This is a genomic window from Micromonospora sp. WMMA1363, from assembly GCF_030345795.1.
Lineage (GTDB): Bacteria > Actinomycetota > Actinomycetes > Mycobacteriales > Micromonosporaceae > Micromonospora.
Genome location: NZ_JAUALB010000001.1, coordinates 1182539 through 1202308, shown reverse-complemented (window position 1 = coordinate 1202308; position 19770 = coordinate 1182539). Strand labels below are relative to the sequence as shown.

The window sequence follows — 19770 nt, the reverse complement described above, 5'->3', positions numbered from 1 at the left end:
ACCGACCCGCACGCACCGTCCTGCCCTGGTTCCGGCACCGCAGGAACGGCCCGCCATGGCCTGGACGTCGTCCGCCGTCAGCGGCGACAGTCGTAGGTGACCACCGTCCGGGCCTGCGCCGGCGAAGGCCCGGTGATGTTGACCGTGGCCGTCTCCGAGGTGCTGCCCACCCCGGCGAAGGACCACCGCAACGTCAGTTCCACGGCACGCTGCCCACGGCCCACCCGTTCGGTCAGCACGGCGCCCGGCGCGCTACCGGAGCGTAGCCACTGATAGCGGATCTCCCCCGCCCGGCCGTTGGTGGTGACGGTGGCGACCACGTCCACGGTGACGTCGCAGCTCTCACCCGCCGGTTCGGGCACCGCCACGGTCACACCGGTGATCTCCAGCGGACTGATCCGCTGCCACAGGTACCACCCGACGACCGCTACCAAGGCCACCGTGAGCAGGGTGGACAGCACCGACGTCACCCGCCCCCAGAGCGGCCGGCGCCGTACCGGCGGGGGAACCACCGGCCAGGGCGGCGCTGACGGCGGCGCGGCGGGCACCCCGGGCCCGAACCGCACCTCGCGCCCGGCGGTCCCGCTCAGACCGGTGGTGGGCTCGTCGCCACCCGGTCCGCGGGCGGACCCACCGGGTATCAGCGTCGCCGCGCCGAGGTGGACGGTCGATTCGACTCCGGGTCGGACGGTCGCGGCGTCCAGGTCCGCGGTCGGCTCGTCCGACGGGTGCGGACCGCCCAGACGCACGGTCGCGCCGTCGTCGGGACCCCACCCACCTGGCGTGGTCCGGTCGGTCGGCTGGGTCACGGCAGGCCGCCCCCCGTCGGTGTGTCGGGCATCGTCAGCCCCTGGCCGCAGAAGCGGTTGAGGGTCACGTAGACCGGCGCGCTCTCCGCCGAGGTGTTGCCGGCCCGGTCGGTCGCGGCCACCCGGACCGGGATAGGCGTGCTACGGACCGGGCGGGGAAGGTCGGCGATCACTCCGGTGAACACACCCCGGCCGTCGGACGTCAGCCGGACATACGTGTCGACCCCACCCAGCGGGTACCGGAGACGCACCCGCAGGTCCCCCGCGGCCGTCCGGTCGTCGGAGACCGTGGCGGTGACCGTGCTGGCCGTCGGCCCGTACGGGCAGCCCACCGGGTCGAGCCGGGTGGGGCTGACGGTGACCTTGCCGACGGTCGGTGCGGCTCTGTCCGGCGGAGGCGGCGGGCTGGTCGACAGCGTGGGGCTGGGTGCTGGTGGGGTGGTCGCGGGTGCGGTGGTCACCGGCGCACCCGGCGTGGTCGGGGCGGTGGTGGTCGGGGCGCCCGGGGTGCCGCCCGGTGTCGGCGCGGCCGCGGTGCTGGTCGGCGTACCAGTGACCGTCGGAGCGGGTGTCGGGCCTGGCCCGGATGTGACCACGGTGCTCACGGCCGGCTTCGCGGCAGCGGCGGAGCGGCCGCCGTCCTCCCGCGCGGCGTAGCTCAACCCGGCGCCGCCCACCCCGATCAGCCCGGCCGCGACAACCGCGCCGGCGAGCACGGCCGGCCGGGGACGGCCGCCGCGCAGCCAGCCCCACCGACCGACGCCGGAGCCCAGCGTCGTGGTCGCCACGCTGGTGGCGCCGCCGCTGCCCTCGGGAAACGGGAAGAGGGCGGCGAGCAGAGCCGCCCGGCGGGCCAGTTCCCGCAGGCCACGCTCCTCCCACTCCGGCCCGTAGGCGTCCGCCGCCGCCCGCTGGAGCGCTTCGAGGAACACCTCGGCAGGCTGGGGGCGCTCGTCCGGGCGCTTGGCCATGCCGTGCCGGAGCAGGTCGTGCACCGGCACCGGGGTCGGATCGAGCGGGATCGGAGCCTCGGCGTGCTGCCGACGCAGCGTGAGCAGGTCCCGGCCGTCGTACGGGGGCCGCCCGGCGAGACACTCGTAGAAGGTGGCGGTCGCGGCGTAGACGTCACAGGCCGGGCTGGCGGGTGCGCCGGTCCACTGCTCGGGCGCCATGTATCGGGGCGTGCCGCTGACCGTGCCGCCGGCGCCGGTACCGGCCGGCAGGGCGATGCCGAAGTCCACGAGCTTGCTCGCCCCCTCGGCGGTGAGCAGCACGTTCTCCGGCTTGTAGTCCCGGTGCACCACACCGTGGGCGTGCGCCGCGCCGAGCCCGGCCAGGGATCCCTTCAGGACCACCAGCGCCGCCTCCGGGGTGGTCGCGCCGTTGGCGCGCAGCATCTGGCGCAGCGACACGCCGTCGACCAGTTCCATGACGATCGCCGCGCCGGCGGGCGACTCGACGTACTCGTAGAGGCGCGAGACATGCGCGTTGTCGATCTCGGCCAGCAGCCGGGCCTCGGCGCGGAACGTCTCCCGGAAGGAGGGGTCTCCCCCGACCGCACTGGTCAGGTACTTGATCGCCACCGGCGTCCCGGTGCCGTCGTGCACGGCCAGCTCGACCCGCCCGGACGCGCCCGCCCCGAGCTGCCGCACCGGCGTGTAGCCGGAGACCCGCCAGCCGGTCACGTCCGAACCTCCTCGGGTCGCGGGGCGGGCCACCGAGCCGCCCTGCTGGTCATTGTCGTCCGGCCGGCAGGCCGGGCCATCGGCGCAACGGTTGCTTCCCGACCCGGACGTCGGCCGGGGCCGTCGCTGCAACGGCGTGCACCTGGTCGGTTGCGAACACCTCAGTGGTAGCAGGAGGGGGCAACCAACGTGCTGTCACCAGGCTGGTATCCCGCCGGACACCTCGCGACGAGCAGCGCAACCCCACCACGGGCGACCGTCCGGACGATGACGACCCGCCGCTGGCTGCGTGTCAGGTTGCTGACGAGGGCCGCGCCGCGGCTCGCCGGCGACGACGCGGTCCTCGTCGTACCCGGGCAGTCGGACGGACCGGCGGTGAGCTGAACATCCTGTCGCCCGGCCGGGCCGGCCGGCTACCGGCGCCGGCCGGCGTCGCCACGGTGACCATCGCCGGTCGGCTGCAACGCGGCCTCGCCGGGGACCGACCCCTCCTCCGCCGGGCCGGTACGCGCGTACCGGTCGAAGAAGCGCAGCAGCTCCACCGGGAAGGGCATCACCAGGGTGCTGTTCTTCTCCACCGCCACGTCCGCCACGGTCTGCAACAGGCGCAGCTGGTACGCCCCCGGGGTGCCGGCCATCGCCCGGGACGCGTCGGCCAGCCGACGGGAGGCCTGGAACTCACCGTCGGCGGCGATCACCCGCGCCCGGCGGTCCCGTTCGGCCTCGGCCTGGCGGGACATCGACCGCTTCATGCCCTCCGGCAGGGCCACGTCCTTGACCTCGACCCGCTCGATGTTCAACCCCCATGGGCCCTCCGTCGGCGTGTCGATCACCGCCTTCAGGTCGGCGTTGACCTTGTCCCGATCACCGAGCAGGGTGTCCAGGTCCGCCTTGCCGATCACCGACCGCAGCGCTGTCTGCGAGATCTGGAGCACGGCCGCGGGGTACTGGCGCACGTTCACCAGTGCCTTGACCGGGTCCACCACCCGGTAGTAGACGACCGCGTCGACGGTGAGGGTGACGTTGTCCCGGGTGATGGCGCCCTGCGCCGGCACGTCGATCACCGTGGTCTGCATACTCACCCGCGCCATCCGGTCGGCGATCGGGATGATCAGTCGCAGGCCTGGCTCCCGGACCGCCACCACACGACCGAACCGGAACACGACGCCGCGCTGGTACTGCTGGACGATCCGAATGCTCAACGCGCCCAGCAGCACCAGGATCGCGAGCACGATCACCACGCCGACGACGGTGGCCGTCATGGCACCCCCGATCCGAGAAACGCATCCACTCGGCGGGCCTTTCCCGCTGCGCCTCCGGTTAGTCCTCCCAGCTCGGCGAGCCGGACGGCCCGGCCCCGTGCCCGGGGATCGTCACCGGCGGGGTGTCGACCAGCCGGTCGAGGAGAGTGGCGGTGCTGATCAGCGAGAGGTGGCTGAGGGCCTGCGGGAAGTTTCCGGTCTGCGCGCCGGTGGGCGCGATCTCCTCGGAGTAGAGGCCGAGCGGGCTGGCATAGGTGAGCATCTTCTCGAAGGTCAGCCGGGCGTCCTCCAGCCGACCGGCCTCCGCGAGCGCCTGGACGTACCAGAACGTGCACATGGTGAAGGTGCCCTCATCGTCGGGCAGGCCGTCGGGGGCGGCGCTCGGGTCGTATCGGTAGACAAGGCTGTCGGAGACCAACTCGGCCTCCACCGCCAGGAGCGTCGACCGCCACAGCGGGTCGGTGGGCGAGACGAACCCGGCGGCGGGCATGACAAGCAGCGACGCGTCCAGCACGTCGGTGGCGTAGTGCTGCACGAAGGCTTGACGCCCGGGATGGAAACCCCGCCTCATGACCTGGTGGTAGATGCGGTCACGGACCCGGGTCCAGCGGCTGAGGTCGACGGGGTGCCGGCGTCCGTGCGCGAGCTGGACGGCCCGGTCGAGGGCGACCCAGCACATCATCCGCCCGTACGTGAAGTCCTGGCGACCGCCGCGGGTCTCCCAGATCCCGTCCTCGGGCTGGTCCCAGTTGTCGCAGAGCCAGTCCACCAGCCGCACGGCGCTCGCCCACGTCTGGTCGCCGTGGTGCAGTCCGCGGCGGTCGGCGATGTGCAGCGCGGTGAGTGCCTCGCCGAAGACGTCGAGTTGCAGTTGCTTCGCGGCGCCGTTGCCCACCCGCACGGGCGCCGACCCGCGGTACCCCTCGAGGTGGTCGAGCGACCTCTCCGCCGGTACGGGCGCGCCGTCGACCGCGTACATGACTTCCAGCGGCTGACCGTCTCTGCCGGCGTCCCGGATCCGGTCCCGCACCCAGTACATGTACCGCGCGGCTTCGTCGACGAAACCCAGACCGAGGAGCGCCCGCATCGAGAAGGACGCGTCGCGGATCCAGGTGTAGCGGTAGTCCCAGTTGCGCTCGCCACCGATCCGCTCGGGCAGTCCGACGGTGGGGGCGGCGATCAGCGCGCCAGTCGGCGCGTACGTCATGAGCTTGAGGGTCATCGCGGACCGCTCGACCATCTCCCGCCAACGCCCGCTGTAGCGGGAGCGCGCCAGCCAGCCCCGCCAGTGGTCCCGGGTCCGTACCAGCATGTCCTCCACCTCGCCCGCGGTGACGGGACGCGGCGGGTCTGGCCTCGTGGCGGTTTCCAGGACCACACCCCCGGCATCTCCCTCGTGCAGGGTCGCGAACAAGCAGACGCCGTCTTCGCTGCGCCGAATGTCCGGCTGATCGGCCAGCCGATCCGGATAGTGGACGTGGCTGAGCGTGAGGGAGATGGTGGGACTTCGGAAGACGATTCCGCCCGGGTGGGTCTCGAGGTCGTGCGGATCCCGGCCGTAGTTGAACCGGGGACGGCAGTCGGCGCGGAACCGCATGGTGCCTCTGACCATGCGGAGCATCCGGACCAGTCGGTGGCGGTCGGTGGGCTGGTCACCCGCCAGGGGCATGAAGTCCACGAGTTCTCCCACGCCGTCCTCGCTCATGAAGCGGGTGATCAGAATCGGCGTACCGGGCAGGTAGAGCTGCTTGGCGACGTAGTTGTCGCCGACCGGCGAGACCCGACAGTAGCCACCCCGATACCGGTCCAGCAGACCACCGAAGACGCTGGGTGAGTCGAACCGCGGGGCGCAGAACCAGTCGGTCGTGCCGTCCGTCGTCACCAGCGCCGCGGTCTGCAGATCACCGATCAGGCCGTGCGCCTCCACCGCAGGGTACGAATCCACGCCATCCCCCCGTGCTCTCGCCGACCGCGGACTACCCCCGCTCGCCCGGGGCACACATCGGTCCGCCGATCTCCGATCGATGCCGACCGCTGGCGCGGTGGGCGGCGGTCCGTGCGGCCCGGCTGGCGGTCGTACCCAGTGCCGGAACGACGGGCGCGTTTCCCGTGCCCAACGAGGCGCGCCCGGGCGCGCCTCGTTGGGCGGCCCGCCTCTCTTTGCGACGATGGCGCTGACGTCGTGGCCAAGGAGGACGCTGACGTCGTGACCAAGGAGGACACGGTGCACACGCAGCTCAACCCATACGTCAACTTCTCCGGCACCGCCCGCGAAGCGATGGAGTTCTACCACTCCGTGTTCGGCGGCGAACTCTTCCTGACCACATTCGGGGAGTTCGGCGAGACCGACCCGGCACTGACCGACCAGATCATGCACAGCCTCCTGAAGTCGAACGGCGGGTTGACGCTGATGGCCGCCGACACCGCGCCCGGGACGGAGCACCGGGCCGGCACCACCATCGCCATCAGCCTCAGCGGCGACAACGCCGACGAGCTGCACGGCTACTGGGACGAGTTGTCCGCTGGCGGCGCTGTCACCGTGCCGATGGAAAAGCAGATGTGGGGCGACGAGTTCGGCATGTGCGTCGACCGGTACGGCATCTCCTGGATGGTCAACATCACCGCTCCGCAGCCCTGACCTCCCGCACATCCGTTCGACGGTCCGGCGGAGAACAGGTATGAGCCCGGCCGGCCGAGCCGTACCGCCACCGCCGGCGGACCGCGGACCTGCGCCCCGCCGGGTCGGGGCCCGGCGCCGCGCTCCAGCAGGGTAGTCGCGGTAGCTGGGTCAGCTTCCCGGACGGTGCGGCGGAGGCAGCGGCCGTCGGCAGGAGGGTGCACCGCGCCGAGGGACGGGCCGGGGCCGGACTCGTCGGCGACACCGTTCGTGCAGGTCAGCGCGTTATTCCGAACATGTGTGCGAACATGTTGTCCGTGTCGACCGAGGCCACCGTCCTGCACGCCGACCTGGATGCGTTCTACGCGTCGGTCGAGCAACGGGACGACCCGCGCCTGCGCGGCCGTGCGGGCAGAGCTGGCCGTGCCCACCCCGCCGGAGGTTGCTGCTGCGCGAGTACGGCCCACAGCCGGCGAACCTGAGCGTCTACCTGGCGGCCTGCCTGACCGCCGCCACCGCCGACCTACGGGCACCGCCGGCCGCTCTGCGGGAGCGGTTCCTCGGCTGGATCCCGCATCCGCGCCACCGCGCGTTCTGATCCGACCGGACGACGTGCCGGCGCGGGCAGCCACATGGGCGCGAGCCCGGCAGGTACCTGTCCGTAACCACTCACGGGGCCACCCCGACTGTCGGAAGACCGGCGCGGGCGAGGGACCGTGCCGCCGTACCCGCTGCTCCGGCCGCATGTCGACGCCAGCCGATACGGCCGGTCGGGGCGGCCCTACCGGCCCCCCGACGCGGCCTACCGACGACAGATTGTCACGGAACCGTCATGATTTCGCGGGGTGACCGACGATCCCGCGCGGCAGGTTGTGGACCGACAGAGCGAGGGCCACGGGCCTGGCGGGGACGGCGACACCGGACCGACCTGGCCCGCGGACAGAGGAAGGACCGGCACGATGACGGTCGTCCGGTGCGACGATCAGACGACACTGATCTGTGACATCTGCGGAGACACGGTCGACACGCCAGACGCTCCGGCGGACGGTGGCGTGGTCTGGACGCTCGTGTCCGACCTCGGCTGGACCGGCTCGCCCCTCGCCGAGGGTCCCCACCGCTGCGCCCACTGCACGCTGTCGTCGAAATCCGGCGGTGCGCCGGTGGACGACAGCGCACCGGGCCCCGGCGGGATCCTCGGCATCGACCACAGCGGTGGCGCGACTGTGATCACGTGCGCTGGTGACATCGACGTGGACGGCGAGGACACTCTACGAACCGCGCTGCGGCACGCCGCCGACATGGGCGGGAGCGTGGTGGTTGACGTGACCCACGTGCGCCTGATCGACTCCACCGGGCTGGGTCTGCTGGTCCGCGCCCATCGTGACGCCGTCGCCCGCGGCGCCGCGGTGAGCCTCGCCGCCCCCTCGCCGTTCCTCCGGACCGTCCTGCGGACGTTGCGCCTGGAGGGGGTGCTGCCCGTCTTCGACAGCCGCGACGAGGCGGTCGAACACGCGACCGGGCGGGCTGGGTCGTCGACCACGGCGGTGCCCCGGGCCTGAGCCCGCCCCGCTTCGACCGGAGGATCTGTGGCGTCGACGCCGAACGGGACCGGGAGGACGCCGAACGGGACCGGGACAACCTGGCGCGATGAACCGTCCGCGCACCACCGTGGGGCGTGGCGTTCTCACCGGGGCACGGTGTCGGTGGCCGGCGGGGCGTCGGAGGCGGTCGGATCCGTCCCCTCGATCACGCGTCGGTCCAGGCTCACCTGGGTCGTCCCGGTGCCGCTCACCCGGATGTCGTCGTACGCCGCCAGACGTTGCCGCTCGTCGAGGTAGAGCACGGACATCGTCATCGGGCCGGGCTTCGGGTCCTCCTGCCCTGGTATGCCGGCGCCGCCGGTCGAGCCCTGCACCATCAGGCGCGTCGCGTCCCGGCCGCCGATCGGGGGCAGCACGTCGACCCGGCGGTCGTGGGTGCTCCCGGCCAGGACGAGGGGTGTGTGACCGTTGAGCGGGGGCGCGAACGCCGGGTCGTGCACCACGGCGATGTCCACCGCGTGCCCGGTCGTCCGGACGGTCGCCGCCAACTGCCCGCCGGGGTCCACGTTCTCGGCGGGCGCTTCCTCGAGTTCGGCGTGCTGCTGGTCGGGGGTGAAGCGGGGATCGCCGATGCCCGCGACGGTCACGCCAGCAACCGTGACCACCTGGTCGTCCAGCACGATCGCGTTCGGTTGGCCGGCCACCGCCGCCACCGTGGCGGGCGAGTCGTGGCTGCCGCGGACGTAGACGTACGGCACGTCGAGCTCGCCGACCATGGACACGTACGCGGGCTCGGGCTCGCTGCCCCGGTCGGCCAGGTCGCCGGTGTCGACGACCACGTCGATGTCGAACTGCCGGACAACGGTCCGGATCATCGGCCACGCGGCGGGGTTCAGGTGCAGGTCCGACACGTGCAGGACCCGGGTCGTGTCCGGCTGGGCCTCGTAGATCGGCAGGCTGGAGACGGTGGTGTAGAGCCGGCCGACGTTGCCGACCAGGCGCTGCAACTGGGCGGCGTAGCGTTCGTAGTCGTCGGCGATCCGCCGCGCGTCACCGACGAGTGCGGGGGCGTTGACCAGCAGCCCCTCGTAGCGGGGCTCGTCGAGCGCCTGCGGCCGGATGGTGGACGCCGCGGTGCCGAGGACACCGGCGGTGACGGTCAGGGCGAGCGCGCCGGACCAGGCGACCCGCCGGGTGTCCCGGAACGCGAGCGCGGACAGCAGCAACGCGCCGAGGGTCGACACGGCGAGCGTCCGCAGCGCCAACCGCTGGACGGCGTCGCGGACGTCCTCCGGCGCCGACCGGCTGGACGCCGCCAGGCCCTGCGGGTCCTCGATCAGCGCCTGGGTACGCCGTTGGTCGAGCGAGTCGAGCCGGACGGTGAGCCGGGTGGGTCCGGCGTGGCTGTCGAGGAACAGCGCGCCCAGCGGCGGGACGGCAACCTGGGTGCCGCCTTCGGTGGCCGGGGTGAGCCGGAACTCGACCCGGAAGGGACCGACGTCCGCGCTGCTGCGCGCGCCGAAGAACACGCCCGCGTACGCCCCGGTCAGCGCGACCGCCAGCACCGCGACGGCGGTCGCCAGCCGCCGCCCGAAGCGGGTCCACCGTCGCCGTCGGTCGTCGGCCGGGTCCGGTCGGTCGGCAGCCGGACGCCGCGGGAGTCGAGCGAACCAGTCGGGCTGTGGCGTCACGTGTCGGTCCGATCAGGTCGGGTCGAGGGGGTGTCGGGCCGTCGGTGCGGTGCGCGGACGCGACCGTCTCCGCCCCGAGAGGCTACCCGCCGGACTCGGGTGCGACCACCGCCGACGAGCCGGCCGGTCGGTTCGTCGGCGGCGTCGGTTGGCCGGGCGCCGCCGACCGGTCGGAGGGCATACCCGAGGCCTCCAGACGCCGGCGCAGCGCCGCGATCTCGGCGCGCAGCGCCGCGACGTCCTCGGCGGTGGCGGCCTGCTGTTGGCCGCGGCCCGGAACCTGTTGGCCGCGGCGCGAAATCCGGTCGACGATCCAGCTGGCCAGCGAGCCGGTCACGAAGCCGATCAGCCCGATGCCACCGATCATCAGACCGACCGCCACCAGCCGTCCTTCCGCGGTGACCGGATAGAAGTCCCCGTAGCCGACGGTCGTGATGGTCACCGCCGCCCACCAGAGAGCGTCGCTGTAGCTCGTGATGCTCGACTCCGGCGCGCGCCGCTCGGCGTCCAGAACCGCCAGGGCGGCCACCAGTACCAGCAACAGCGTGGTCGCCCCCACGTAGAGGCTGAGCCGGCCGCGCACCCAGATCTCGGTCCGCCGGCTGAGCGTGAGCACCACCGTCACCAGCCGCAACGCGCGTAGCGGACGCAGCATCGGCAGGACCAGGACCGCCAGGTCGAACAGGTGTTCCCGGAGGAATCGACGCCGCTCGGGGTGCAGGACGAGACGGACGCCGAAGTCAAGCCAGAACAGCAGCCAGACGGCAACGTTCGTCACCCGGCAGGCACGGGCCCAGACGGCATCGAGCTGCGGATCCAGGATCGGCGCGGCGTAGGCCGCCAAGAACACCAGCGAGAGAACGGTCAACGGCAGCGCGGTCAGGCGCTCCCAGCGACCGATCCACCCCGCCGGCCCGCCGGTGGAGCCGGCGTTTCCCATGGTCACCCCCGACGAAGATCCGTGTACACGTGCAACCATTGCCCGATGAGACTGTACGTGGAGCCGACCGAGCTGCCGCCGGCGGTGGAGGCGGAGGCGCTGGTCGACGCGCTGGCGGCGCTGAGCCGGACGTTGGTCGGCATCACCGCCCGGACGCTCGCCGCCCTCGAGGTCGACCTCACCACGTCGCAGTACCGAACCGTCGTCGTCCTCGCCTCACGGGGGCCGCTACGGGTCGTCGACCTCGCCGCGGCGCTGCACCTCCATCCGTCCACCGTCACGCGCGCGTGTGATCGTCTCGTCCGCCGCGGCCTGGTCGTGCGGCGGGCCGGCGAGACCGACCGCCGGGTCTCCTGGCTCAGCCTCACCGATTCCGGCAGGGACCTGGTGGGTGAGGTGATCCGCCACCGTACCGACGAGATCCGTCGGCTGGTCACGACGATCGGGAGACGACCGGGTAGCGGCACGGTCGAGTCGATCGAGGCGCTGGTGACCGCTGCCGGGGAACCGGACGAGCGACAGTGGTGGCGGCGCTGGGAACGGTGCACCGGGCCGGCCACCCCGCCGGCATAGTCGGGCCGTCCGGCCGTCGTTCACCGACGAGGCGGACGTGCCGGCGCAGGCGTGACGCCGTGGGCGACACCACGTGTTCCGGCCCGCACGGCGGCATGACGACGCCGCGGGCGGGTAGCCGGTGCCGTGGTCGACTGGCGGGCGATGTTCACCCCGGACACCCCCCCTGCTGGAGATCGTCGCCCGCGGCAGCGTCATGTACCTCGCGCTCTTCTTTCTGCTCCGGATACTGTTGAAGCGGGAGAGCAGCACGTCGAGTGTCACGGATCTGTTGGTCATCGTCCTGATCGCGGACGCGGCCCAGAACGGCATGGCGAACAACTACACGTCGCTGGCCGACGGGGTGCTGCTGGTCGCTGTGATCATCGGCTGGGCCTACCTGCTCGACACGCTCGCCTACCACGTCCCGCTGCTCGCCCGGCTGATCCGTCCCGGGTCTCTGGTCCTGGTCCGTGACGGCCGGCTGCTGCGCCACAACATGCGCCGGGAACTGATCAGCGAGGAGGAGCTGTGTGCCAAGCTGCGCCAGCAGGGGATCGACGACGTGGCCGACGTCCGTGAGGTCCGAATGGAGTCCGACGGCGAGTTCAGCGTGATCATGCGTCCGCGGGGCGGCGGCGCCGGCGGCGGGCCGCTGACCTGGCCGTGGGCCCGACCCGCCCACCACCTGCGACCGTGCCGCCGCCTGCTGGCCGTCCGCGTCTCCCCCGGGCGGGTGACCGGCCGTCGTCCGCCCCCGACGACGCCGGCGCCGCTCTAGCCTCCGATGGTGTCGTAGACGAGCGGGGAGGCGGGTGTGGAGGACTACCCGGCCATCGAGGATCACGGCCTCGTCGGGGACCTCCAGACAGCTGCCCTGATCACGCGCAACGGCACCGTCGACTGGTTCTGCGCCCCGCGGTTCGACTCGCCGAGCATCTTCGCCGCCCTGCTCGACCGGTCCCGCGGCGGCTACTTCTCCATCGTCCCGGACGGCGTGCGCTACGTCAGCAAACAGCTCTACCTCCCCAACACCCCGATCCTGATCACCCGGTTCATCAGCACCGACGGGGTCGGGGAAATCATCGACTTCATGCCGGTGACGGACGAACGCCCCACCGAACAGCACCGCCTGGTACGGGTCATCAACATGGTGCGCGGCAGCATGCGCTTCCGCACCGCCTGCCGACCGCGGTTCAACTACGGACGCGAGCCACACGAGTTGGAGGTGCACCCCGACGGGAGCGTCTTCCGGGCCCCGTCGACGACCCTGACGCTGCACACGTCCCGCCCCGACGGGCGGCTGATCCCGGTGGAGGACCTACAGAACCGGAACGACGACCTGCTCACCTTCGCCACGATGAACGAGGGCGACACGGGCGCGATCATCATGGAGACCGCCGCCCCGGGCCCGCCGCGCGCGTTCGCCATCGACGAGGTGCAGGTGCTGTTCGAGCAGACCCGCGACTACTGGCGCCGCTGGCTCGAACGGTCCCGGTACACCGGTCGGTGGCGCGAGATGGTCGAACGGTCCGCGATCACGCTGAAGCTCATGACGTACGCACCGACCGGTGCGATGATCGCGGCACCGACCGCGTCGCTCCCCGAGGAACTCGGCGGCGCCCGCAACTGGGACTACCGTTACACCTGGATCCGGGACACGTCCTTCTCGGTGCACGCCCTGCTCGGGTTGGGCTTCACCGAGGAGGCGGCCCGCTACACGGAGTGGCTGGACGGGCGGATCCGGGAGGCCGGTGACAATGCCGCGCCCCTGAAGATCATGTATCGGGTGGACGGCTCGTCAGACCTGCACGAGGAGATCCTCGACCACCTGGAGGGCTATCTCGGGTCGGGGCCGGTGCGGATCGGCAACGGCGCGGCCGACCAGCTTCAGCTCGACATCCACGGGGAGGCCCTCGACGCCATGCTCTTCGCCGACGAGCAGGGCATCCGCGCCTCGCACCAGGTGTGGCGCAGCACGGTCCGGATGGTCGACTGGCTCTGCGACAACTGGGACCAGCCCGACGCGGGTATCTGGGAGAGTCGCGGCCACCCGCGCGACTACACCTTCGGTCGACTGATGTCGTGGGTGGCGTTCGACCGGGCGATCCGCCTCGTCTCCCGCACCGGCCGGCCCGGCGACGTCACCCGCTGGGTGACGTCGCGGGACGCCATCTACAACCAGATCATGGCGCGGGGCTACCACCGGGGCCGCCGCGCCTTCGTGCAGGCGTACGGCGAGCAGGTCCTCGACGCCGCGTTGCTGGTCATGCCGTCGGTCGGCTTCGTCACCCCGAGCGACCCGCTCTGGCAGTCCACCCTGCGCGCCATCGAGCAGGACCTGGTCTCCGACAGCCTCGTGCACCGGTACAAGCCGTCCGCCGCCCCGGACGGGCTGCCCGGCGACGAAGGCACGTTCAACATGTGCACCTTCTGGTACGTGGCCGCCCTCGCCTGCTCCGGACGTCTGGAGGACGCCCTGCTCACCTTCGAGAAGATGTTCACCTTCAGCAACCACCTCCGCCTCTACGCGGAGGAGATCGCCCTGACCGGGCAGCAGATCGGCAACTTCCCGCAGGCGTTCAGCCACCTCTCCCTCATCACCACCGCGCTCGCCCTCGACGGCCTGCTCGACGCCGAGGGCCGGGGCCGGTAGCCCGCGCTCAGCCCTCGTCGGTGTGGTTGCGGGTCCACCGGCCGCCCACCGGCGGGGTGTCCAGCCGGAGTGCCGCCTCGGCGTTGCCGGCGAGGTCGTTGTCCTCGATCCGGCACGCCACGCAACTGCCCCGCTCGGTGATCCACAGCCCGTGCGTCTGGGTGCCGGCGCCGGTGTCCCACACCCGGTTGGCCCGCACGGTCGCCGAGTCCACCGCCGCGTTCACCGTGACACCCGCGCGCAGCCGTGGCGGGGCGGGAAGCCGGTAGTGGCTGCCCGGTGGCGGGGTGTCCTCGTTCCAGGCGGTGGAGGAGTCGGGCCGCACCTCGGCGAGGGTGAGCCGGGTCTCGCTGTTCCCGGCGACCACCGCCGTTCGGCCGCCGACCTCGACGACCTTGCCGCGGTGCCCATCTGTCGGCCAGTTCGCGTCCATGTCGGTCACCGCCTTCCGCCCGAACCGCACCGAGTCGCCCGAGCCGACGCTGGCCGGCGCGCAGCGCCTGCCGTTGTCGCGGATCCGGTTGCCGACCACGAACGCGTCCACCATCGGCTGGTCGATCCGAACGGCGTCCAGGCCGTTGGCCCAGAACTCGTTGCCGTCGATCACCACGTTCGTGGCGGCACCCCGGAAGCCGTTGCCCTGGTCGTGCTCGTGGTAGCCGTACCCGCCGTTGCCGCTGATCCGGTTGCCCCGGATCGTGTACGGCCCGGGCGTGTTCCCCATGCTGATGCCGTTGCCGACGTTGCGGTCGATCACGCAGTCGGCGAGGATCCCGCCACGTCCGGCCACACTCGCGGTGCCGTTGGCGGAGACGTCGAAGCCGGCCTCCAGGTTCCCGGTGAGGGTGCAGGCGGAGACCACGAGGCCGTCGGTGCCCCAGTCGGAGATGCCGAAGCGATTGGCCTGGCTGTGGCAGCCGACGATCCGATAGCCGCGCGGCGGCGTCCAGTCGGGTTTCTGGAGTTCGAGGAAGATGCCGTTGGTGCCGTTGGCCAGCGTGGTGCAGTTGGTGATGGTGCAGCGCTCGACGTCGCCCCAGCCGCCGACGCCGATACCGATGCCCGCACCGCCCATCTGGAGCCCGTTGTCCAGGCGACCGCAGCCGACCACGACCACCCCGTCGATCACGGTGTCCTGCAGGAAGTCGCAGCCCAGCCCGGTCGCGCCGGTGTGGTGGATGTAGAGGTTGCGGAACACGCCCCGTACGACGTACTGCAGGCCCAGCCCCTTGGCGAGGTAGCTGTACGCGGTCATCGCCACGCCCGAGCCGTCGATCTCGAAGTCGGCGAACGTGCACTCGGCGATGTGCCGGTCCCGGTCCGCCCCGTGCTGCACGGTGGTCCAGAAGGCCAGCGGCACCGGATCCGACCGGTTGCCCTCGTTGCTGAGCAGGAAGCGGGTCGCCGCCGGACCCGCCCCGACCATCGACACACCGCTGCGCCAGACGGTGCCGGCGTCGCGGATCGAGTAGATCCCGGGCGGGCAGTAGATGGTACGGGCGCGCCCGTCGGCCGCGTAGCCCTCGCCGAGCCGGTCCACCAGCGCCGCCAGGGCGGGCTGGTCGTTGGTCACCCCGTCGCCGCGCAGCCCGAAGTCCCGGGCGTCGCACCACAGGGGCGTACCGGCGACCGGCGTGAGCCGTTTCGGAACCGAGGTGGACAGACCCTGGTGTGACACGTCGGGCTCCTCCGGCCGTCGGTCGGCTGGTTACGTCGCCCGCATTCCCACCGGACCGCCCGGCAAACTCGGGCCGGCCCGCCCGGCGGTACGCGCGGCGCGGACCGCCGGGGCGGGGTCAGGCCACGAGGGCCACCGGCGGCACCACGTCCGGTACGCCCAGCCGGGCCGCGTCCGCGGCCTCGTCGTCGGGCTGCTCGTGCGCGCTCCGCTCGGCGTCCACCCGGGCACCGTAGTGCGCCACCTCACGGTCCACCCGCTCGGCGTCCCAGCCGAGCACCGGCGCCATCAGCCGCGCCGCCGGGCCGGCGGCGGCGAGGCCCCGGTCGAACGTCTCGATCGAGATGTGTGTTCGCCGGGTGAGCACGTCCTCCAGGTGCAGGGCGCCCTCCGCCGACGCCGCGTGGACGACCTCCACGCGCAGGTAGTCGTCGGCGCCGTCCAGCGGCTCGGCGAGGGTCGGATCCTTCCGCAGCAGGTCCAGCACCTCGTCGATGGCGGCGCCGTGGCGGCGCAACAGGTGTTCGACCCGTTCCACGGCCAGGCCGTGCTGCCGGGCGATCCGACGGCGCTGGTTCCACCGGGCGACGTATCCCTCGGCCCCGAGCAGGGGCAGCCGGTCGGTGCAGGAGGCCGGCACCCCGTCGCCGAACTCCCGCACGGCCTCGTCGACAGCGTCGCGTGCCATCACCCGGTAGGTCGTGTATTTGCCGCCGGCGACCATCACCAGACCCGGCGCGGGGCTGGCCACGGTGTGCTCGCGGGAAAGCTTGGCGGTCGCGTCCGAGTGCCCGGACAGCAGCGGGCGCAGGCCCGCGTACACGCCCTCGACGTCGTCGCGGGTCAGCGGGGTGGCCAGCACCTCGTTGACCCGTTCCAGGAGGTAGTCGATGTCACGGCTGGTGGCCGCCGGGTGTGCCTTGTCCAGGTCCCAGTCGGTGTCGGTGGTGCCGATCAGCCAGTGCCGGCCCCACGGGATCACGAACAGCACGCTGGAGTCGGTACGCAGGATCAGGCCGGTCGTGGAGTGGATCCGGTCGCGGGGCACCACGAGGTGGATGCCCTTCGACGCCCGGACCCGCACCGGCCCGCGCTCGCCCACGAGAGACTGGATGTCGTCGGTCCACACCCCGGTGGCGTTGATGACCTGCCGGGCCCGGACCTCGAAGACCCGGTCGGTCTCCAGGTCGTGCACCCGCGCGCCGGTGATCCGGTCACCGTCGCGCAGGAATCCCACGACCCGGGCCCGGGACAGCGGGTGCGCGCCGTGCGCGGCGGCGGTGCGCACCAGGCAGGTCACCAGCCGGGCGTCGTCGACCTGGGCGTCGTAGTACTGCAACGCGCCGACCAGCGACTCCGGACGCAGCGACGGGCAGGCACGGACCGCGCCGCGCCGGGTCAGGTGCCGGTGGGCCGGTACGCCCCGGGCGTGGCTGCCGGAGATGCTCATCGTGTCGTAGAGCAGGACGCCGGCGCCCGCGTACAGCCGCTCCCAGCCACGGTGCCGCAGCGGGTAGAGGAACGGCACCGGACGGACCAGGTGCGGGGCGAGCCGTTGCAGCAGCAGGCCCCGCTCGCGCAGCGCCTCGCGGACCAGCCCGAAGTCGAGCATCTCCAGGTAACGCAGGCCACCGTGGATGAGCTTGCTGGAGCGGCTCGACGTGCCGCTGGCCCAGTCGCGGGCCTCGACGAGGCCGACCGACAGGCCCCGGGTGACGGCGTCGAGGGCGCAGCCGGCGCCGGTGACGCCGCCGCCGACCACCAGGACGTCCAGTTCCTGACCTCCGCTCAGCGCAGCCAGGGACCGCTCACGGGCGGCCGGGGACAGTGTCGCGGAGTGCATCCTTCTTCTCTCTCCTGCCTGTGGGCGACCGGCGACGGGCACCGGCCGCCCGGTTCCTCGGTGGATGGTGGTGATCAGTCGACGTCGACCCAGTCGAGGGTGCGCTGGACCGCCTTCTTCCAGCGGCCGTACCCCGTCTCGCGCTGCTCTGGCGACCAGGTGGGCTGCCAACGCCGGCTCTCGTTCCAGTTCTCGCGCAGCTCCTCGGTGTTCTTCCAGAAGCCGACGGCGAGACCGGCGGCGTACGCGGCGCCGAGCGCGGTGGTCTCGGCGACCACCGGCCGGCTCACCGGCACACCGAGGATGTCGGCCTGCATCTGCATGCACAGGTCGTTGACGGTGACGCCGCCGTCGACCTTGAGGCTCTCCAGGTGCACCCCGCTGTCCTGCTCCATCGCCTCGGCCACGTCGCGGCTCTGGTAGCAGATGGACTCGAGCGTGGCGCGGGCGATGTGCGCGTCGGTGTTGTACCGGGACAGGCCGACGATCGCCCCGCGGGCGTCGGAGCGCCAGTACGGGGCGAACAGCCCCGAGAACGCCGGAACGAAGTACACCCCGCCGTTGTCCGTCACCTGGCCGGCGAGGATTTCGCTCTGCGCCGCGGAGCTGATGATCTTGAGCTGGTCACGCAGCCACTGGACCGCCGACCCGGTGACCGCGATCGAGCCTTCGAGGGCGTAGATCGGGGCGTCCGTCCCGAACTGGTAGCAGACCGTGGTGAGCAGCCCCGCCTCGGAGCGGACGATGTCGGTGCCGGTGTTGAGCAGCATGAAGTTGCCCGTGCCGTAGGTGTTCTTGGCCTCGCCGGGGGCGAAGCAGACCTGCCCGACGGTGGCGGCCTGCTGGTCGCCGAGGTCGCCGGTGAGCGGGACCGGGCCGGTGAACGGGCCGTGCGGGACGGTTGTCCCGTACGAGCGCGGGTCCGACGACGGCCGGATCTCCGGCAGCATGGCACGTGGGATGTCGAAGAACGACAGCAGCTCGTCGTCCCAGTCCAGCGTCTCCAGGTCCATCAGCATGGTGCGGCTGGCGTTGGTCGGGTCGGTGACGTGCACGCCGCCCCCGGTGCCGCCGGTGAGGTTCCACAGCAACCAGGTGTCGGTGTTGCCGAAGACCGCCTCGCCGCGCTCGGCGGCAGCCCGAACCCCGTCGACGTTCTCCAGAATCCACTGGATCTTGCCGCCGGAGAAGTACGTCGCCGGCGGCAGCCCGGCCTTGCGGCGGATGACGTCGCCCTTGCCGTCGCGCTCCAGCGCCGCGGCGATCCGGTCGGTCCGGGTGTCCTGCCAGACGATGGCGTTGTAGTAGGGACGACCGGTGCGCGGATTCCACACCACGGTGGTCTCGCGCTGGTTGGTGATGCCCAACGCGGCGAGGTCGGCGGCGGTCAGGCCGCGCTCGTTCATCGCGGTCTGGATGACGGTCTGGGTCCGCTCCCAGATCTCCACCGGATTGTGCTCGACCCAGCCGGCCCGCGGCAGGATCTGTTGGTGTTCGAGTTGGTGGCGGCCGATCTCGTTGCCGCCGTGGTCGAAGATCATGAAGCGGGTGCTGGTGGTGCCCTGGTCCACCGCGCCGACGAAGTCAGCCATGCGGGAGGTCTCCTTTGCGGGTTCCGGAGGTGTGTGTCGATCAGACGCGGGCGGGCGCGGGCGCCGCAACCGTCTCGGTCGCGGTCTCGGTGCCGACGGCGCCCGGCTCCGGCTCGTCGCTCGGCAGGAAGCGGCCGACGATCAGCTCGTAGAGGCCGGCCCCGAGGACGCCGCCGACCAGCGGCCCGACGATGGGCACCCAGAAGTACGGATATCCGCTGGTGTCGAGGAAGGCCGTCTCGTACCCGGTGAGAAACGACGCGAGGCGGGGACCGAAGTCGCGGGCGGGGTTGATGGCGTACCCGGCGTTGGCGGCGAAGGCCATTCCGATCGCGACGACGACCAGGCCGACGATCAGTGGGGCGAGGTTGGCGCCGGGCAGGGAGTTGCGGGCGTCGGTGACGGCGAGGATCAGGAACAGCAGGATCGCCGTGCCGATGATCTGGTCGCGCAGCGCGCCCCACTCGGTGACGCCGGCGCCCGGCAGGGTGGAGAACACGCCCTGGCTCTTGCTGGTGAGGCCCGGGTCGAACCGGGACAGCACCTCGCTGTAGTTCCACCGGACGATCAGGGCCGCGACGAACGCGCCGGTGGTCTGGGCGAGCGCGTACGGCATGACCTTGCGCCAGGAGAAGCCCTTGAAGACGGCGAGGGCGAGGGTGACCGCCGGGTTGAGGTGCGCGCCGCTGATCCGACCGGCGACGTACACGCCGAGCGTGACGCCGAGGCCCCAGGCCCAGGCGATGCTGTCGAACTCGCCGGTGCCGGCGGCCGCGACCTGGGCGACGACGCCCACGCCGAACAGGATCAGGATCGCGGTGCCGGCGAATTCGGCCGCCAGTTCGCCGAGCAGTCCCGGCGCTCTCACACGCGGTGCCATGGTGCCTCCAGGTGGGGGTGGCGG

Annotated in this window: 15 protein-coding genes and 1 pseudogene; 6 read left to right on the top strand and 10 right to left on the bottom strand. The window is 72.1% G+C overall.

Annotation, left to right across the window (positions count from 1 at the left end):
• Window positions 1-77: 77 nt before the first annotated feature.
• The 4 genes from QTQ03_RS05470 to QTQ03_RS05455 form a co-directional block, all read right to left on the bottom strand.
• On the bottom strand, window positions 78-809 hold the full coding sequence (locus QTQ03_RS05470; RefSeq protein WP_289277019.1) for a hypothetical protein: 732 nt from the start codon (window positions 807-809) through the stop codon (window positions 78-80).
• Window positions 806-2494: a serine/threonine-protein kinase gene (locus QTQ03_RS05465; protein ID WP_289277018.1), complete on the bottom strand. Its 1689-nt coding sequence runs from the start codon at window positions 2492-2494 to the stop codon at window positions 806-808. The genes QTQ03_RS05470 and QTQ03_RS05465 overlap by 4 nt, the downstream gene beginning before the upstream one ends.
• A 413-nt stretch (window positions 2495-2907) precedes the next feature.
• Window positions 2908-3756 (bottom strand): slipin family protein, encoded by an 849-nt coding sequence (locus QTQ03_RS05460; RefSeq protein WP_289277017.1) that lies wholly within the window; start codon window positions 3754-3756, stop codon window positions 2908-2910.
• A 58-nt stretch (window positions 3757-3814) separates the two neighbouring features.
• Entirely contained in the window at window positions 3815-5701 is a 1887-nt protein-coding gene (locus QTQ03_RS05455; RefSeq protein ID WP_289277016.1) for a glycoside hydrolase family 15 protein, read from the bottom strand.
• Window positions 5702-5962: 261 nt separating this feature from the next.
• Here QTQ03_RS05455 and QTQ03_RS05450 point away from each other — a divergent pair, with 261 nt between their 5' ends.
• The 3 genes from QTQ03_RS05450 (at window position 5963) to QTQ03_RS05440 (ending at window position 7932) form a co-directional block, all read left to right on the top strand.
• On the top strand, window positions 5963-6394 hold the full coding sequence (locus QTQ03_RS05450; protein ID WP_289277015.1) for a VOC family protein: 432 nt from the start codon (window positions 5963-5965) through the stop codon (window positions 6392-6394).
• A gap of 421 nt (window positions 6395-6815) precedes the next feature.
• Window positions 6816-6971 carry a hypothetical protein gene (locus QTQ03_RS05445; protein WP_289277014.1) on the top strand — a complete coding sequence of 52 codons (156 nt, stop codon included), beginning with the start codon at window positions 6816-6818 and terminating at the stop codon, window positions 6969-6971.
• 361 nt (window positions 6972-7332) lie between these two features.
• Entirely contained in the window at window positions 7333-7932 is a 600-nt protein-coding gene (locus QTQ03_RS05440; RefSeq protein WP_289277013.1) for an STAS domain-containing protein, read from the top strand.
• Window positions 7933-8057: 125 nt separating this feature from the next.
• Here the strand turns inward: QTQ03_RS05440 and QTQ03_RS05435 are convergent, their stop codons facing one another.
• Window positions 8058-9605, bottom strand: coding sequence for a metallophosphoesterase (locus QTQ03_RS05435; protein ID WP_289277012.1), 1548 nt, complete (start codon window positions 9603-9605; stop codon window positions 8058-8060).
• Between the two features lie 82 nt (window positions 9606-9687).
• The gene (locus tag QTQ03_RS05430; RefSeq protein WP_502889697.1) at window positions 9688-10551 is read right to left on the bottom strand and encodes a potassium channel family protein; all 864 of its coding nucleotides are present in this window, start codon (window positions 10549-10551) and stop codon (window positions 9688-9690) included.
• Window positions 10552-10590: 39 nt separating this feature from the next.
• On the opposite strand from QTQ03_RS05430, the gene QTQ03_RS05425 reads away from it, so the two are divergent.
• From QTQ03_RS05425 to QTQ03_RS05415, 3 genes and pseudogenes are all read left to right on the top strand, one after another.
• Window positions 10591-11118, top strand: coding sequence for a MarR family winged helix-turn-helix transcriptional regulator (locus tag QTQ03_RS05425; RefSeq protein WP_289277011.1), 528 nt, complete (start codon window positions 10591-10593; stop codon window positions 11116-11118).
• A 126-nt stretch (window positions 11119-11244) separates the two neighbouring features.
• Window positions 11245-11722, top strand: a pseudogene (locus QTQ03_RS05420) (DUF421 domain-containing protein); the annotation flags it as partial.
• Window positions 11723-11914: 192 nt separating this feature from the next.
• Window positions 11915-13753 (top strand): glycoside hydrolase family 15 protein, encoded by a 1839-nt coding sequence (locus tag QTQ03_RS05415; RefSeq protein ID WP_289277010.1) that lies wholly within the window; start codon window positions 11915-11917, stop codon window positions 13751-13753.
• Window positions 13754-13760: 7 nt separating this feature from the next.
• Here QTQ03_RS05415 and QTQ03_RS05410 read toward each other — a convergent pair whose 3' ends face one another.
• The 4 genes from QTQ03_RS05410 to QTQ03_RS05395 form a co-directional block, all read right to left on the bottom strand.
• Window positions 13761-15431: a right-handed parallel beta-helix repeat-containing protein gene (locus QTQ03_RS05410; protein WP_289277009.1), complete on the bottom strand. Its 1671-nt coding sequence runs from the start codon at window positions 15429-15431 to the stop codon at window positions 13761-13763.
• Window positions 15432-15549: 118 nt separating this feature from the next.
• Window positions 15550-17274, bottom strand: coding sequence for a glycerol-3-phosphate dehydrogenase/oxidase (locus QTQ03_RS05405; RefSeq protein WP_289277008.1), 1725 nt, complete (start codon window positions 17272-17274; stop codon window positions 15550-15552).
• A 74-nt stretch (window positions 17275-17348) separates the two neighbouring features.
• Complete coding sequence (glpK, locus tag QTQ03_RS05400) at window positions 17349-18866, bottom strand: glycerol kinase GlpK (protein ID WP_289277007.1); 1518 nt, start codon at window positions 18864-18866, stop codon at window positions 17349-17351.
• Between the two features lie 40 nt (window positions 18867-18906).
• The gene (locus tag QTQ03_RS05395) at window positions 18907-19746 is read right to left on the bottom strand and encodes an MIP/aquaporin family protein (protein WP_289277006.1); all 840 of its coding nucleotides are present in this window, start codon (window positions 19744-19746) and stop codon (window positions 18907-18909) included.
• Between the last annotated feature and the right edge of the window lie 24 nt (window positions 19747-19770).